Annotated in this window: 18 protein-coding genes and 1 pseudogene; 7 read left to right on the top strand and 12 right to left on the bottom strand. The window is 69.4% G+C overall.

The annotated features are described in order from the left end of the window. From ABZW30_RS33260 to ABZW30_RS33280, 5 genes and pseudogenes are all read right to left on the bottom strand, one after another. Nucleotides 1-615: pseudogene (locus ABZW30_RS33260) on the bottom strand (class I SAM-dependent methyltransferase); the annotation flags it as partial. 421 nt (nucleotides 616-1,036) lie between these two features. Continuing rightward, on the bottom strand, nucleotides 1,037-1,870 hold the full coding sequence (locus tag ABZW30_RS33265; RefSeq protein WP_355674949.1) for a transposase family protein: 834 nt from the start codon (nucleotides 1,868-1,870) through the stop codon (nucleotides 1,037-1,039). Beyond that, nucleotides 1,867-2,397: a hypothetical protein gene (locus ABZW30_RS33270; RefSeq protein ID WP_355674950.1), complete on the bottom strand. Its 531-nt coding sequence runs from the start codon at nucleotides 2,395-2,397 to the stop codon at nucleotides 1,867-1,869. The genes ABZW30_RS33265 and ABZW30_RS33270 overlap by 4 nt, the downstream gene beginning before the upstream one ends. A gap of 72 nt (nucleotides 2,398-2,469) precedes the next feature. Continuing rightward, nucleotides 2,470-2,979: a helix-turn-helix domain-containing protein gene (locus ABZW30_RS33275; protein ID WP_355674951.1), complete on the bottom strand. Its 510-nt coding sequence runs from the start codon at nucleotides 2,977-2,979 to the stop codon at nucleotides 2,470-2,472. Continuing rightward, nucleotides 2,915-3,784 carry a helix-turn-helix transcriptional regulator gene (locus ABZW30_RS33280; protein WP_355674952.1) on the bottom strand — a complete coding sequence of 290 codons (870 nt, stop codon included), beginning with the start codon at nucleotides 3,782-3,784 and terminating at the stop codon, nucleotides 2,915-2,917. Before ABZW30_RS33280 ends, ABZW30_RS33275 begins: the two co-directional genes overlap by 65 nt. Nucleotides 3,785-3,898: 114 nt before the next feature. Here ABZW30_RS33280 and ABZW30_RS33285 point away from each other — a divergent pair, with 114 nt between their 5' ends. Both ABZW30_RS33285 and ABZW30_RS33290 read left to right on the top strand, forming a co-directional pair. After that, nucleotides 3,899-4,597: an SDR family NAD(P)-dependent oxidoreductase gene (locus ABZW30_RS33285; RefSeq protein ID WP_046426084.1), complete on the top strand. Its 699-nt coding sequence runs from the start codon at nucleotides 3,899-3,901 to the stop codon at nucleotides 4,595-4,597. Between the two features lie 706 nt (nucleotides 4,598-5,303). Next, a complete protein-coding gene (locus ABZW30_RS33290; protein ID WP_355674953.1) occupies nucleotides 5,304-5,999 on the top strand; it encodes an ATP-binding protein in 696 nt (231 codons plus the stop codon). Nucleotides 6,000-6,104: 105 nt separating this feature from the next. Here the strand turns inward: ABZW30_RS33290 and ABZW30_RS33295 are convergent, their stop codons facing one another. From ABZW30_RS33295 to ABZW30_RS33305, 3 genes are read right to left on the bottom strand one after another with little or no spacing between them, the layout of a single operon-like run. Then, on the bottom strand, nucleotides 6,105-6,704 hold the full coding sequence (locus ABZW30_RS33295; RefSeq protein ID WP_355674954.1) for an ATP-binding protein: 600 nt from the start codon (nucleotides 6,702-6,704) through the stop codon (nucleotides 6,105-6,107). Further along, entirely contained in the window at nucleotides 6,697-7,158 is a 462-nt protein-coding gene (locus tag ABZW30_RS33300) for an ABC-three component system middle component 2 (RefSeq protein WP_355674955.1), read from the bottom strand. Before ABZW30_RS33300 ends, ABZW30_RS33295 begins: the two co-directional genes overlap by 8 nt. Further along, the gene (locus ABZW30_RS33305) at nucleotides 7,155-7,676 is read right to left on the bottom strand and encodes an ABC-three component system protein (RefSeq protein ID WP_355674956.1); all 522 of its coding nucleotides are present in this window, start codon (nucleotides 7,674-7,676) and stop codon (nucleotides 7,155-7,157) included. The genes ABZW30_RS33300 and ABZW30_RS33305 overlap by 4 nt, the downstream gene beginning before the upstream one ends. Here ABZW30_RS33305 and ABZW30_RS33310 point away from each other — a divergent pair. From ABZW30_RS33310 to ABZW30_RS33330, 5 genes are all read left to right on the top strand, one after another. After that, complete coding sequence (locus ABZW30_RS33310) at nucleotides 7,675-8,178, top strand: hypothetical protein (RefSeq protein WP_355674957.1); 504 nt, start codon at nucleotides 7,675-7,677, stop codon at nucleotides 8,176-8,178. The two genes, ABZW30_RS33305 and ABZW30_RS33310, sit on opposite strands and share 2 nt — an antisense overlap. A 128-nt stretch (nucleotides 8,179-8,306) precedes the next feature. Beyond that, complete coding sequence (locus ABZW30_RS33315) at nucleotides 8,307-8,462, top strand: hypothetical protein (RefSeq protein WP_355674958.1); 156 nt, start codon at nucleotides 8,307-8,309, stop codon at nucleotides 8,460-8,462. A 128-nt stretch (nucleotides 8,463-8,590) separates the two neighbouring features. Further along, a complete protein-coding gene (locus ABZW30_RS33320) occupies nucleotides 8,591-9,175 on the top strand; it encodes an isochorismatase family protein (RefSeq protein WP_355674959.1) in 585 nt (194 codons plus the stop codon). Then, nucleotides 9,172-10,119 (top strand): AraC family transcriptional regulator, encoded by a 948-nt coding sequence (locus ABZW30_RS33325; RefSeq protein WP_355674960.1) that lies wholly within the window; start codon nucleotides 9,172-9,174, stop codon nucleotides 10,117-10,119. The genes ABZW30_RS33320 and ABZW30_RS33325 overlap by 4 nt, the downstream gene beginning before the upstream one ends. A 124-nt stretch (nucleotides 10,120-10,243) precedes the next feature. After that, nucleotides 10,244-11,197, top strand: coding sequence for an IS481 family transposase (locus ABZW30_RS33330; RefSeq protein WP_355674961.1), 954 nt, complete (start codon nucleotides 10,244-10,246; stop codon nucleotides 11,195-11,197). Between the two features lie 648 nt (nucleotides 11,198-11,845). Here ABZW30_RS33330 and ABZW30_RS33335 read toward each other — a convergent pair. The 4 genes from ABZW30_RS33335 to ABZW30_RS33350 all read right to left on the bottom strand — a co-directional run bounded on the left by ABZW30_RS33335 (nucleotide 11,846) and on the right by ABZW30_RS33350 (nucleotide 14,744). Further along, nucleotides 11,846-12,202: an immunity 51 family protein gene (locus ABZW30_RS33335; RefSeq protein ID WP_355674962.1), complete on the bottom strand. Its 357-nt coding sequence runs from the start codon at nucleotides 12,200-12,202 to the stop codon at nucleotides 11,846-11,848. Between the two features lie 158 nt (nucleotides 12,203-12,360). Further along, nucleotides 12,361-13,233, bottom strand: a complete 873-nt coding sequence (locus tag ABZW30_RS33340) for a HEAT repeat domain-containing protein (RefSeq protein ID WP_355674963.1) — start codon at nucleotides 13,231-13,233, stop codon at nucleotides 12,361-12,363. A gap of 340 nt (nucleotides 13,234-13,573) precedes the next feature. Beyond that, on the bottom strand, nucleotides 13,574-13,996 hold the full coding sequence (locus ABZW30_RS33345) for a tautomerase family protein (protein WP_355674964.1): 423 nt from the start codon (nucleotides 13,994-13,996) through the stop codon (nucleotides 13,574-13,576). Between the two features lie 46 nt (nucleotides 13,997-14,042). Continuing rightward, nucleotides 14,043-14,744 carry an SDR family oxidoreductase gene (locus ABZW30_RS33350; protein WP_355674965.1) on the bottom strand — a complete coding sequence of 234 codons (702 nt, stop codon included), beginning with the start codon at nucleotides 14,742-14,744 and terminating at the stop codon, nucleotides 14,043-14,045. Between the last annotated feature and the right edge of the window lie 69 nt (nucleotides 14,745-14,813).

Raw genomic sequence — 14,813 nt, forward strand, 5'->3', positions numbered from 1 at the left:
TCAGGGTGCCCGGGCGATCAGGACGGGCTGGAAGAAGCCGGTGTCGGCGGGCTGCGCCCAACCGATTCCGGCGAGGCCCGCCTCGGTGGCGAAGCCGCTCAACTGCTCCTGGGTGAGCGCCCAGTAGCTGGATCGGCGGACCACGACCTGCCACTGTCCGCCGTCGTCCGGCAGCAGCAGGAAGAGCTCCAGGTCGTACCGTTCGCCATCCGCGTGCCACTGCCAGAGCTGGAAGATGACCGACCGCTGCCCGTCCCGCTCGGTGGTCTGCGGCGGGGTGGCGGCCGGCCGGGCCCGGCGCAGTTCGTCGTACGGGCGGGTGGTGACCAGTAGCACCCCGCCCGGACGCAGGACCCGGCGCATCTCGCCGAGTGCGGCCCGGACGTCCTCGGCCGTGAGCAGGTGCGGCAGCGCGTTGTCGGCGCAGACGACGACGTCGAACCGCCCGGCCGGGAAGGGCAGTCCGCGCATGTCGGCGGCCGCCGTGGGCAGTCGGAGCCCGCGTCCGGCGGCCTCGGCGGTGGCCCGGGCGGCGGCGACCGGGCTGAGGTCGGTGCCGGTGGCCCGGTGGCCGAGCCCGGCCAGGCTGATCGCCTGGGTGCCGATGCCGCATGCGCCGCCGCAAGGCAGCCCTCTGCCCGCCTCGGACCGTCCCTCCGCACTCTGGCCATCCCAGGATGGCCGATCCCGCCTGAACGCCCGAGAGCGCGGCCACCAGGACGTCGACGTCCTGCACGCTCGTGCGGCCGTTCTGGCCGAGGTCGCGAACGAACCCGCAGTACGTCCAGCCCGTCGCGTGCAGCACGTCACCGCGGCGCTCGAACGCGATCGCCCGGGTGTAGCCGCGAACCTCCAGCGGAACCACCAGCGTTGCGCCTTCGGCGAGTTGGTGTTAACTGCACCAGTGCTCTAATCCTGGAGCGAGTTGATCATTGAGCCTCTGCCAACGTGAAATCACAGGTCAAAGAGCTGGTGTGACCGATTCTCGGGGTGCTCACGCTGGTCGTGGGCGACAGTCTGCGGAGTAGATCATCCGTCAGCGGTTGACTTCGAGGTTCGTCAGAACGAGCAGGGCGCGCAGGAGGTGGGTGGCGCGGGCGGGGTCGGTGCGGAGTTTGGTGAGGGTCCGCCAGTTCTTGACGTGGGCGAATCCGTGTTCGACCGGTGCGCGTCCGGTGGCGAGGACGCGATTGGCGGTCTTCTGGCCGGGGGTGAGCTTGTGAGCGCGGGTGGCTGTGAAGCCGGTGACGATCACGGGGTCGCGTACGTCGTTGTCGAGGCCGCGGAAGCCGAGGTCCGCCAATGCGCCGAGACCGGCGGCGCGCAGGTGGGCCAGAATGTGGTCGTGGCGGGCGGCCGTGATGTCGTGGGTGCGGCCGGGCCGGGCGGCGGATATCCAGATCAGGCGGCCTTTCTCGTCGGTCACGGCGAGGAAGTGCAGGCCGTGATGGCGGTATTTGCCGGAGTAGTTTCGTCGGTCGGCCTTTCCTGTACGGCGCCGGGTGGGGATGAGGGTGCCGTCGATCAGGACTACCTCCCCGCCCTGCTTGGCCACCTTCTTCAGGGCGCGGTCCAGGCGCGGAGCCTGCGCGGCGAGGAGGGCGATCAGCTCGTCGCGCCAGCGGTGGACGGTGGACTCGGACACATTGTTGCCGCCGGCCATGTCGGCCAGGCGCTGGTCGTGGCGCAGCACGGCCAAGACGATCACCGTGATCCTCCCGGGCGGCAGGATCCGCCACCTGGACCGAATCGCCTTCAGGTGGCGTCGCAGTAGATCGGCGAGGTACTTGACGGTGCTCGTGGACAGCGGCAGACGGCACTGGTAATCAAGCGGGCAGGTGTTCTCGGCGCGTTCTTTGGATCTCGTCACACAGTTCCAACGGACGCCGGGGGCAACCCGGTTACGCCCGCACCCCACCACTCCGGGCGCTGGCGTCCCTGGTCACAGGCAGGTGGTAGACCGGCCGTCGGGTAGTTTCCGCAGCCAGCCGCGATCGACGAGTCTGACCAGTCTCCCGCGCAGCGGTTCCAGCTTGGCCCGCACACTGACGTCGATTCCCAGCGCGTCACCGACCTGCCGGGCCATGACCGGTCCGGCGCGGCCTGCCGCACGGCGGCGAGAATGCGCTGGTAGTCCGGCGGGAGTGTGCTCGCCTCCACGCCTGACGTGCGGTGCGGGATCAGCGTCACCGCTCGTCCGCCCACCTGCCCGGGCGCCGGCGTGACCGATGCCCGTTCGTTGGCGAGCTGTTCGCTCACCCGTTCAAGGACGCGCTCGGCGACGGCGAGTTCGTTCCGCTCGGCCCGTACCTCCGCCAACTGCTTGGCCAGCTGTTCTTCGAGTTCGTCCAGTTCCGCGCGCCGCGCGGTGATCCGTTCCAGCAGCTCAGGATCCATGCACCGGATCGTAGAAGGCCGTCCAGCCGCAGCGAGCAAGAACCGGGGAGCTGACGAGGTTCAGGCCGTGTTCTACGGGTCTGGCGTTTGGTGAAGGGCGTCCCGTCGCGCTGTGCCTCGCTCCCACATGCTGCGTGCCACTGGTTCCAGCGCCCGGCCCTGGCTGGTCAGAATGTAGCGGACGCGCGGAGGCCAGCCCGGGATGCGGTGACGCTCGATGACGCCCGCACTGGTCAACTGGGTCGGCCTGTCCGAGAGAGCGGGCAGGGCGGCGGACAGTTCGGAGTATGTGGTCTGACCGCGGCGTAGGAACTCGCGGACTACCAGCGGCGTCCACCGACCTCCCAGCGCGGCGAGGGTGATGTCAACAGGGCACCGCGGTTCGTGGCCAGGCGGAACGAGGGCGCTGTCCGGGCAGTCCGCCAGCGGGCCGTCCTGATCACCCGTCGGTGCGTGTCCAACGGTTTGGTGCGTCACGAAAACCGTGAGCCGTCGGTCGGCCGATGGGCGGGGCGGATCAGTTGCGCGTGCCGGCCGGTGGGCCGACGACGGTGGTGAGCTGGAGTTTGGTCTCGTCCTCACTGCCCGGCGCGGCGGTCATGATGACAATCTTGAGCTCCGTGTCGCCGTCGGTCAGGACATCGCAGTCCACCGTGACCGGGCCCACCGACGGGTGATCGACCCTCTTGTGGACCTCGCGGTTCGCGGTCACCCCTCCCGTCGCCCACAGCTCGGCGAACCTCTCGTTGCCTGCGTTCAGGTCGCGGACCAGCGCGGCCAGGCGGCTGTCCCGGGGGAAGCGGCCGGTGGCGCGGCGCAGATCGGAGACGAGGGCGGCGTCGGCGGTGTCGGGGTCCGTCTCGGTGACCGGCCACAGCGCGAGGGGGGTGTGATCGACGTCCACCGGGAACCTGTCGCGGGCGAAGTTGCGCATCCGCGGCGGCGAGGCCAAGGGGTCTCCCAGCAGGGCGGCCCACCCGTGGTTCCACCACACCAGTTGCCAGTCCGCCGCGAACACGGCCACCGGTACGTCTCCGAGGCGGACGAGCACCCGTTGCATACCGGGCGGGAGATGGTCGCAGATCGTGCCGTCCGTCGGAGGCACGATCTGGGCCAGCCGGTAGAGGTGGTCCCGCTCGGCGGTGGACAGTTGGAGAGCGCGCGCCAGGGACGCCACCACCGACGCCGAGGGTGTCGTGGCCCGCCCCTGCTCCAGGCGCACGACGTAGTCGACCGACACTCCGGCCAGGTCGGCCAGTTCCTCGCGCCGCAGCCCGACAGCCCGGCGCTTGCGGACGACCGGCAGCCCAGAGGCTGACGGGGGCAGCCGGTTCCGCCACGTGCGGATCATCGCGCCCAGTCCAGCTCCGGGGGGTGTCGTCGTCATGCTCTCCATCCTCCCGCGTCCCCGATCACATGCGGGGGCGCGAGGGTGGTACTGGTCTTCCCACCGTCGAAGCGTCCCTGGTCCGGTTCCCTCGTCAAGGCAACTATCGAAGGCATGACGATCACTTTCATCACCGGAGCCAACAAGGGCATCGGCCGCGAGACCGCCCGCCGCCTCATCGCGTGCGGTCACACCGTTCTCCTGGGAGCCCGCGACCGTGAGCGGGGTGAGGAGGCAGCCGCCGCGCTGGGCGCACGCTTCGTCCCCGTCGACGTGACCGACGACGCGTCCGTGGCCGCCGCCGCCGCGGACGTCGCCGAGCACGAGGGCAGGATCGATGTCCTGATCAACAACGCGGGGGTCCAGGGTCCCTTCGGTGATCCCGGCGATCTCACCGCCGCCGACGCCCGCGCCGTCCTCGACGTCAACGTCATCGGCGTGGTCCGCACCACCACCGCGTTCCTGCCGCTGCTGCGCCGTTCGGACGACCCCGTGATCATCAACGTCAGCAGCGGCATGGGCTCCCTCGCCTTCACCCACGACCCCGGCCGGTCCGAGTCGCACGTCGTCGTGCCGCTGTACGCCTCCTCGAAGGCGGCGCTGACGATGTTGACCACGCAGTACGCCAAAGGGCTCAAGGGCATTCGCGTCAACGCCGCCGACCCCGGCTACACCGCGACCGACATAAACGGTCACAGCGGCTCCCAGACCGTCACCGAGGGCACGGACGCGATCGTCGCCCTCGCCACCGAGGGGCCCGGTGCCGGCACCGGACGCTTCATCGACCGCCATGGCGAGATCGCCTGGTCCTGAGACCGGCGGTGCCGGGTCACCGGCCCTGAAGAACAGAACGGGCAGAACATCGAGACCGGTCCCGGACAGGAGAACCGCTGCCGCTACTGGCGTCGGCGGAACCTCCGGCCGAGGTGATCAGGACGTACGAGCCGGGGCCCGGCACGTCGAGACGGTAGCCGCCGTCGGGCCCGGTGACCGCGCGGTCCAGACGGCGTTCCACATCTCCGCCGCCTTCTTGGTGGTCGCCGCCCTCGTCGCCGCGTTTGTACTCAAGCAGAAGGGCTGGGAGAGCCTCGCCGAGGCAGATGCCGCCGTCGGGATGGCGGAAGGATGACGATGCTGCGGCAGCTCGGGTTCCTGACCGGAACTACTGCGCGACGCACTGGACTTGCGAGTGAGCACGGAGACCACCCGCGCCACCCACCTCCTGCGCTCCCTGCTCGTCCTGACGAATCTTGAAGTCAACCGCTGACAGACGATCTACTCCGGAGACTGCCGCCTCCGACCAGCGTGAGAACCTCGGGAGACCGTCACGCCAGCCCTTTGACCTGTGCCTTCAAGTTGGCGGAGGCTCATTGAAGGAAGCTCCTCTTGTTAGACCTGCGCCACCAGCTGATCGAGGGCCGGGCCGCCACTCACCCGTCCCCGGCAGCGGTATCCACCCGCTTCGCCCCGGCTACCCCGCTGGGCGACGACCTTCGAGGGCGACGAACAGGGACGGCTCATGACCACCTTCACCACGCGTTGGTTCCTGGCGTCGACCCCGGCCACGGTCGGGGTCGCCCGCCACCGGGCCGTCGACCAACTGCGCGCCTGGGGATACCAGTTCGACCAGGACGTGGCTGGGACGTTCGCCCTCCTGGTCGGCGAGGTGGTCACCAACGCCGTCCTGCATGGCAAGGGCAACCTGCTGACCCTCGCCCTGGTCGCCCGCGGACAGGAGGTCTTCGTCGAGGTCCTGGACGCCTCCAACGTCGCACCCAGTCGCCGGGAGGCCGATCCGCAGGACGAAGGCGGCCGGGGCATGTTCCTGGTCGACGCCCTCACCTCGACCTGGGGGATCCACCCCACCCCTCGGGGCAAGGCCGTGTGGCTGACCTACGCTCTGCCCGAGCAGCCGGTTCCAGCCCGCGGGCGCCGAAGAGCCGAACACGCAGGTGCCGACGCGGAAGTAGTCGAGGATGCTGCCGGCTTCGCTGACCATCGCGAGCCGGTCGAGGTCGGAGCGGTACTGCTGTTCGAGCAGTCCGAACCTGGTGAGCAGATCGTGGATTTCGGCCAGACGGGACTCAACGGCAGCGAGCTCCCGTGCGGCATTCATGCGGTCGGCGACCGCGCCGACGTGGCGGTCGGTGATCACCCGCAGGGAGCGGGACTGGGCGTCGATGGTCGCCTGGATCCGGGTCAGCCGTTCGCGTAGTTGGGAGGCGTTCTCCCGGCTCGTCAGCTTGGCGGAGAGCTCCAGGACGATCTGGTCGAGGAGCCCGATCTGGCCCTTGTGGGCCCGGCGCTGATCGGCGTTCGGTCAGGTGTCGACCACCGGGTCGTCCTCGCCGGTAAGCAGGTACTTCATCACCGAGGCGGCAGCCGTCTTTCCGGAAGCCGCGTTCGAACGCAGGACCGGGGAGAGGGGGTCGCCCATGCGGGTCTCGGTTACCAGGGACAGGTGCACGAGGTCGGCCAGGGACAGTCCGCGGGTGCCGCCGGCGTCGTTCTTGCGGATCTGCGCGTCGGCGTATCCGGGTTCCGCGAGGAGTATGGCGCAGAGGCTGCGGGAGCTGCCCGAGCGGTGGACTGCAGTCAGTTCCCGGTCGGACCTCCGGGTGACCAGGTCGCGCAGGTCCTCGTAGTGGACGGCGACGGTGCCGGCGCCCGGTCGCCGGACAAGGGTGATCGGCGCTCCGTCGGGCATTTGCAGCCCGAGGAAGATCTGGCTGTAGCCGTCGGCTTCGGGGATGAGCGGCAGACGCGCACCGCCGAGCATGTACTCGATGGACTCGACGATGAAGGACTTGCCGGTGTCGGAAGCGCCGTAGATGACGGTGAGGTCAGGGCCGAAGGCCACGCGGGCGGTGGGCTTTCCGGAGCCGGCGTACGTGAGGTGGGTCAGTCGCAGGTCAGCCACGGGGAACCTCGGGGGGTAGGGGCGTCTCGGCAGGGCGGTTGAGGAGTGCACGAGTGGCCGCTCGCACGTCGGCGCCGGGCGCGTACTGGTGGACGGCCCATTCGGCGCGCTCGCGCAGGCGCTCGACGTAGGGGGTCTCGAGGAGTTCGACGAACGCGGGCTCCCGCTCCGTCGCGCGGTAGACAAGCCCGTCGGCGACGGGCTCAAGGCGGGCCAGCTCGGCCCGGATCAGGACGAGCAACGCCTGCTCCAACAATCCGCGCTTCATGCCTAGTTCGCCCGACCGGGCCGACAGGTCAGGGTGGAGGCTCGGCGGGCCGTCGAACTCTCCGCTGCGCAGGAGTGCGTAGTCGAGGAGGGTGATCTGGGCCAGGTCCAGGGGTTCGGGATGGCTCTCGGCCAGCAGGACCAGTGCGCGCATCCCGATTTCGAGGGGGCTGTTCAGCGGGTTCACGCGGTACCTCCCCGGCGCCAAGCCAAGCGGTCGGCGTTCACCAGGTGGTGGCAGACCCCCTTGCGGTCCAATGGCCGCACGAATTCGGTGAGGATCGTCTTGGCGAGTCCGACGTTCCCGGAAGCGGCCAGGACTGCTTGCATGCGGTCGTACCCGAAGTCGAATCTGCCGGCCGCTACCTCGACCACGATGTCGTGGACGTCGTCGAGGACGGCTTCGAAGTGCCCGTCCGTTGTCGAGTCACGGGCGAACAAGCGGAGGGATTCCGCACTGTAGAAGGCCTCGCGCTGCCTGCGCATATGATCACGTGCTTCTTCGTGTTGGGCGATGCGCTCGAGGGTGTCGGCCTGCTCTCCCCAGAGTTCTCCGTAGGCCCGTACCAGCTGCTTGATGTACCGGGCTTCCTTCGGGGCGTGTGCGTCGGGCGGCAGCATCCTCTGCGGTCGTGGCGCCGGTGGCTGGGGGAAGCGCACCGCCCAGTGCGGCGTGGTCTGGTGCAGCGACAGCATCTCGTCCATGTCGATGGTGGTGAATATGGAGAAGTCGGTGGCCTCGGCGAGTTCCCGGAGTTCGCGTCGCTTCTCGCAGGTGAGTGAGGTGATGACGGTGTCGCCGGTGGTTGAGGAACTCGGTCTTGGACTCGGTCCGTTTGGACAGCCGCCGGACCAGTCGGGGGCCGATGATCGGCGCGACGAGACGTACTGCTGGGGAACGGTGAAGTGTCCGCTCACCACCGAAGCGAACATCTTGCGCATCTCGGGAGCGGCCTTCGACCAGGTGACCATCCGGGGCATGGCGAGCTGTTCCAGCGGAGAGCTCGCAGATGCCTTCTCGCGCGGGGACAGGCGAAGTGCATCGGGGCGGCACCGCTCTATCCGGGATGGAAGCGGACCCTGGCCGGAACAACTTTCAGCCCTGGTCGAGCAGTTCGGCGACGAGGTTCTCCCGGTCGCGCTCGACCTGACCGACGCCGCTGCGGCTGGCGCCTCCATGAGCTTCCAGGCCGCCCCACAGGAGTAACGGGCGACAGCCGGTGCCTTCGCCGACCTGGCCTGCGGCAGCGGACCCGCCGTCGGCCCGGACCGCGCCATCCGGGGGCGTCCTCCCGGGGCAGGTATCCGACGAGGCCGCCGCCGATGACGTACCACATGGAACACGATCGTCGCGTCGTGGAATTGTTCGGCGAGGAGATTGGGGATGCCGAGTTGGTATTCACGCAGTACATCAACAAGGACAACGGGCGGGATGTGGCCCACAAGAACAATTTCCCCCGTGATTACAAGGATCTGGCACGGTGTGGATGAAACGACTGCGACTTCCCCACTGGGGACCTCCAGCCCGGGCAGCAAGCCACCAGTCCTGACCGGATCGTTCCGCATCCAGGCCCGATGGGGTCTACGCCCGGGCACCCCGCAGCGGCGAGGATCGGGGCATGACCAACGCACTCCTCGTCATCGACGTCCAGGAATCCTTCCGGCAGCGCGAGAACTGGGCGGCCGTCTCCAACCCCGGGATCGTCGGGCAGGTGAACCGGCTCGTCGAGCACACCCGGGCACAGGGCGACCTCGTCGTCTGGATCCTGCACTCCGAGCCCGGCACCGGGACGGTGTTCGACCCCGCCCTCGGCCACGTCCACCTGATCGACGGGCTGGTCCCGGCGGAGGGTGAGCCCGTCATCACCAAGACCTCGCACAACGCCTTCACCACCACCAACCTGCAGCAGCTGCTCACCCAACACGGGATCCGCGAGCTGGTGGTCAGCGGGATCCGCACCGAGCAGTGCTGCGAGACCACGACCCGGGTCGCCGCCGACCTCGGCTACGACGTCACCTTCGTGATCGACGCGACCGCCACCCACCCGATCGAGCACCGCGACGCCCCCGTCGGGCGCAGCCTCGACGAGATCCTCGCCGACCCGCGCACGCTCTCCACGGAGGAGATCACCGCCCGCACCGAGTACGCTCTGGCGGGCCGCTTCGCCACCGTCATCACCGTGAAGGAGCTGACCGGATCGTGACCCGCGTCGTCTTCCTGCTCGTCCCGCAGCTGCACCTGCTGGACCTCGCCGGGCCCGCCCAGGTGTTCTCGACCGCGAACGACCACGGACTCGGGTACGAGATCGGCTACGTCGCCGAGCAGGAGGACGTCCCCACCGCGCAGGGGATCGCGCTGCGGGCCGCCGCCGCGTGGCCGCGGCTGTCGCCCGGGGACCTCGTGGTGGTCCCCGGCTGGCGGGCACCGGTGCTGCGGGCCCACGGGGACCTGTCCCCGGCGACGCTGGAGCACCTGGCCGCCCACCACGCGGCCGGCGGCACGGTCGCCAGCGTCTGCGCGGGCGCGGACGCGCTCGGTCGCGCCGGACTGCTGGACGGCCGCCGCTGCACCACGCACCACGACGTGCAGGACGAACTCGCCCGCCGCTACCCGAGGGCGAGCGTGGTGCGCGACGTGCTGTACGTGGAGCACGACCGGGTGGTCACCTCGGCGGGCATCGCCAGCGGCATCGACCTCGCCCTACACCTCGTCGCTGTCCGGCACGGACCGGCGGCGGCCGCCCGAATCGCCCGGGAGATGGTCGTCTACGCCCGGCGCAACGGCGACGAGCGGCAGGCTAGCGCGATGCTCCGGCACCGCGCCCACCTGGTCGACGCCGTCCATCGGGTGCAGGACCTGATCGACGCCCGTTTCACCACCCGGCTGAGCCTCACCGACCTTGCCGCTGCGTCCGGCGTCAGCGAGCGCACCCTCACCCGCCACTTCACCGAGGCCACCGGGCTCACCCCGCTGCGTTACCAGCAGGAACTGCGCGTCGAGCGGGCCGAGCACCTCATCGCGCACGGCGCGACCACGGAGGCGGCCGCCAGGGCGGCCGGCTTCCAGGACGCCCGGATGCTCCGCCGCCTGCGTGCCCGAGCCGGGGCCGTCCGTGACGGGGCGGTTCGCGACGGCGCAGTGGCATGACGCGCTAGGTGTACTGGCCACGGAGGTTGGTGACAGGGTTCACGGCGTGGTGATCTTGAAATGAGTGAGGGCCTTCTGGCTCGGTGTGGATTGCGACATCTACCCGGCGACCAGAAAGGCCCTCATGCCACACCGTAACGCACCGCTGACCGAGACCGGACGCCTGCGCCTGGCCCGCTGCGTGGTCGACGACGGCTGGCCGCTGCGACGGGCCGCCGAGCGCTTCCAGGTCTCACCGACCACGGCCAAGCGCTGGGCTGACCGCTACCGCACGCTCGGCGAGGCCGGCATGACCGACCGGTCCTCCAGACCGCACCGCAGCCCGCGCCGTATCCCGACCCGCACCGAACGGCGGATCATCAAGGTCCGCGTCCTGCGCCGGTGGGGACCGGCCCGCATCGCCTACCTCCTGCGACTGAACCCGGCCACCGTTCACCGCGTCCTCACCCGCTACCGCCTGGCTCGCCTGGCGCACCTCGACCGCGCGACCGGCCGCGTCATCCGACGCTACGAGCGTTCCATGCCAGGCGAGTTGGTCCACGTCGACATCAAGAAGCTCGGCAACATCCCCGACGGCGGCGGCCACCAGGTCCTCGGACGCCAGGCCGGCCGCAAGAACCGCTCCGGTGCCGGTTACAGCTACCTACACAACGCCGTGGACGACCACTCCCGCCTGGCCTACAACGAGATCCTGACCGACGAGCGCAAGGAGACCGCCACGGCGTTCTGGGCCCGGGCGAACGCGTTCTTCGCCCGGGCCGGGATCACCGTCCAACGCGTGCTGACCGACAACGGCTCCTGCTACAAGTCACATGCCTGGCGCGATGCCCTCGCCGCCGAGGGCATCGCGCACAAGCGAACCCGTCCCTACCGGCCGCAGACCAATGGCAAGGTCGAACGCTTCAACCGCACCCTGCTCGACGAATGGGCTTACGTCAGGCCCTACCGAACCGAGCAGGAACGACGCGACGCCTACCCCGACTGGCTCCACACCTACAATCACCACCGCGGACACACCGCACTCGCAGGCAAGCCACCCGCCAGCCGCGTCCCCAACCTCGCGGGTCAGTACAGCTAGAGCTCCGCGTTCTCCGCCCGCAGCTCAGCGATCTCCGCCCTGGCTGCAGCCAGCTCGCTCCGCAACTCGCCAACGACTGCACCCAGTTCCGCATAGCTCGGCAGCGGCGGGGTCCCGGACACAAGACCCAACGATCAACCAGCAGAACGCCAAGATCAACTCGGCGTGCCAGAAGCACCAAATCAGTCACCGCCATTCAAGCTGTACCTGTCTGCTGTCTGAATGGGCTGTTGTGAGGCGCGAACGATCTGGGACTGGCCGGGACCTTGCGTCGGAGTGGTGGAGGGCAGTTGGCTCTGCGGAAGGAGGGCACCTGCCTGATCACGGTCGATGGCGTGGCGTACCGGTGGCGTGTGTACAGCGGGGCCCGTTGCTGCACAGGGTGCGCGTGGGGGCGGTTCGACTTCGTGGTTGAGCGGGCCGATCAGAAGGGCGCGGTGTTGATGGCCGCGACATCGGCCTTTCCCGTGGTTCCCTCCACCGTCGGGACGGGAGTTCGCGCCGCGCTCGATCACGGGTGGCAGCCGACGCGAAGGGGACCGGCTTTCCGGCTGACCGGGCTGGTGTAGCCCATCTCCCGACCGCCAGAGGCCCGCGATCGGAGGGCGCGCGTGGCGTCCCTACCCTGCGAAGATATCTGATTGATGGTCAGTCGAGGTCGTCCGGATGGACGCTGCGTATCAACTCCGCCAGCTGGGTGCGATCGTGGAACGCCTGGGACAGGAGCGTGGCGAGGCGTCGCAGGGCGTCCAGGTCATGGCTGCGGGCGACGAACATCCCCGCCTCGGAACCGTAGGTCAGGCGGTCCGCCACCTCGGGCGCGTGCGAGCGCACCGCCGAGCGGGCGACGCCCTCCCAGCCGTACCCATTGCCTTCCCGGCCGCAGGCCGTGAACTCGTCCTCGACGGCGACCATGGCGTCGTCCGTGAGCATCAGGTAGTAGGACTCCGGCTCGTGGTCGTATTCGGAGAGCGTCAGGGGTGCGTACGAAGTCTCGTCATTCATGGGCCCGATCGTAGGGGCCGGGTCTGACGACGGGGCCGTGGCGGAGCCTGGGCATGTTGTGCCCGCTCGCGTCCGCTATCCGCGGAAAAGACGAGCCCCCGAGATGCTGTCATATCGTCAACTCCGGTCCGACTGTCGCGCAGACCGTACTCGTACTGCTATCCGATCCGGCGGCGGCAATTCACAACGAGGACGACGGCCTTCTCCGGAATCTCGTCGCCCACCGCGATCCGGACCTCCGTGACCGTGCCGGGCCAGTCTGCGATCAGTTCCTGGTCGATCGCGTCGTTCGACAGGGTGGCCATGAGTTCGCCGGCCCGGACGGGCTGCCCGGGTTCCACTAGGACCTCGGCCACGTTCCACGGCACGCCAAGCCCCACGGTGGCCGCGGTGAACGTCACCGGCCCCAGCTCGCGCCAGAGCGGCGGTGCCAGCGGCTCGCCGATGCGCTGTTCGACCTGGTCCAGGGCCACACCTGCGCGCCGGGCGAAAGAGGAGTCGTCCGCTGTGTGCTCGCGCAGCAACGGTCCAACAGCACGGGCGTCACCCAGCCGCGCCAGCGTGTTCAGTGCTTCGGATCGCACCTCGGGGTCCGCGAGGCACGCGGCGATGGCCTCCGTATGATCGGCCGTCCCGTTCACGGCCAGACCCCGCAGCGCTTGACGGCGGTACTCCGGGCAACGGGACAGCAGTTGGCGTTCCAGGAACGGCAGAGCCCGCTGATCCTTGAGGTACTGCAACGTCTCCATGACCATCGGTTCGTGCGCGGGGTCCTCCGCCACCTCATCGAAGAAGGTGTCCGGGAAGGCGTCGGCCAGGTGTATTTGCAAGGAGGCCGGGCGCCGGTAGTCGTCCCGGTCGCGGCGCATGATCTCTGCCATGTCCCAGCCCGGCTCGGCCCGGCCCGCCCGTATGGCGAGAAGCCGGCGAAGGCTCGCCGGTCCTGCGGCAAGCAGGCCACCGAGGGCGCCGTCGTCCCCGTACATGTAATCCGTGAGGAGGCTGTCGATCTCTTCGAGCACCAGGTCCATCAGGAGTCGGCCAACTTTCGGTAGACCAGCGGGTCAGGGTGGCAGCTTCTCCGCTGGACGGCGTTTCCGGTTCGTTCCAGTGGCTGTCATTCCCGAGCACGTGACAATGGATCAGCCTGGTTCTCCCGAGGGTGCCATGCGTTCGCCCCGCCTGAGTCGGTCCCCAGGAGGCCTGGATGAGCGTATCCCGTCGCCTGACAAGCACCTTGGTGCTCCGGCCTGCGGACAGCCAACCGGACCATACCGCCTTTGCTCCTGCTCGGATCGGACGAGGACGAGGCACTTCCGGGCCCGGCCGGCAGCGCGGCAGCGCGCGCTGCCGGCCGGGCCGTGGCGGCGATCAGTACGGGATCGGGCGGTTTTCCCGGGCCCAGTGCTGTTCGGCCTCGCTCTGCGGCGGGGGCGGGGCGATGCCGTCGATCATCCAGAGGTCCTGCGGCGTCTCGTCGATGTGGAACTCGCAGTACAGCCCGCGGTCCTTGGTGTGCGGCGCGAGCAGCGCGGCGAGCGCCTCCCGGGTGCGCCGGCGCATGTCCGGGTCGCTGGTGTGCCGGGCGATGTGCTCGACGACGATGCGGACGGCGTCCGGCGTGGGCTCGCCGCCCACGTAGAACGAGTCGGCGTCGATCTCGTGGAAGAGCACCACGACGTAGAACTTCGGCAGCCCGAAGCGGGTGTAGAGCCCCGTGATGTCGTCGGCGAGTTGCTTTTTCTGCGGCGGGGTGTAGGTGCCGGGAGGGTGGTAGATGTGCCAGAGCGGCATGGTTCTCCTCGATGTGGTGGGGTGCGGCTTCGGGCGGGGTGGCGGTTCAGCGGCGGATGGCGATGGCAAGGCCTTCCACCGGCCCGGACAGTGCGGCCTTGATCGCGCGTGTGGCGTCGTCGACGAGGATCTCGCTCTCCCCGCGCTCGACGCCGTCCAGGACGATGCGGGCGACGTCGGCGGCCGCGATCTTCTCGACCGGGATGGCCGCGACCATGTCGGTGTCCGCAAAGCCCAGGTGCACGCCGACGACCTGGGTGCCCTGAGCGGCGAGTTCGAGGCGCAGGGAGTTCGTCAGCGACCACAGGGCGGCCTTGGACGCGCCGTACGCGCCGGCGCCGGCACCCCAGGACAGCAGGGAGTGCATGTCGACGAGGGCGCCTCCGCCGCGGGCGGCGAGCACCGGCGCGAACGCCCGGGCGATCCGCAGCGGGCCGAAGACGTTGGTCTCGAACGTCTCCCGGACCAGTCGCAGGTCCGCGGTGAGCAGCGGTGCCGGGTGCAGGACGCCGGCGTTGTTGAAGACGAGGTCGACGTCCCGGGCGCGCTCGGCCAGGGTGGCGACGGAGGTGTCGTCGGTGACGTCCAGGGGGAGGACCTCGACCCGCTCATCCGGGCTCGGGGCGGGCCTGCGGGCGGTGGCGTAGACCTTCTTCGCGCCGCGCTGCAGCAGTTCCTCGACGAATGCCTTGCCGATACCGCGCCGGCCTCCGGTGACCAGTGCGACAGAGCCTTCGATCACGGTCATGTGCGTTCTCCTTGCTCTAGGATGGCGTTTAGATTATTACCATCATCTATATGGGATGCGGAAGTAGGA

Origin of the sequence: Kitasatospora sp. NPDC004669 (assembly GCF_040609455.1) — a bacterium.
Classification (GTDB): domain Bacteria; phylum Actinomycetota; class Actinomycetes; order Streptomycetales; family Streptomycetaceae; genus Kitasatospora.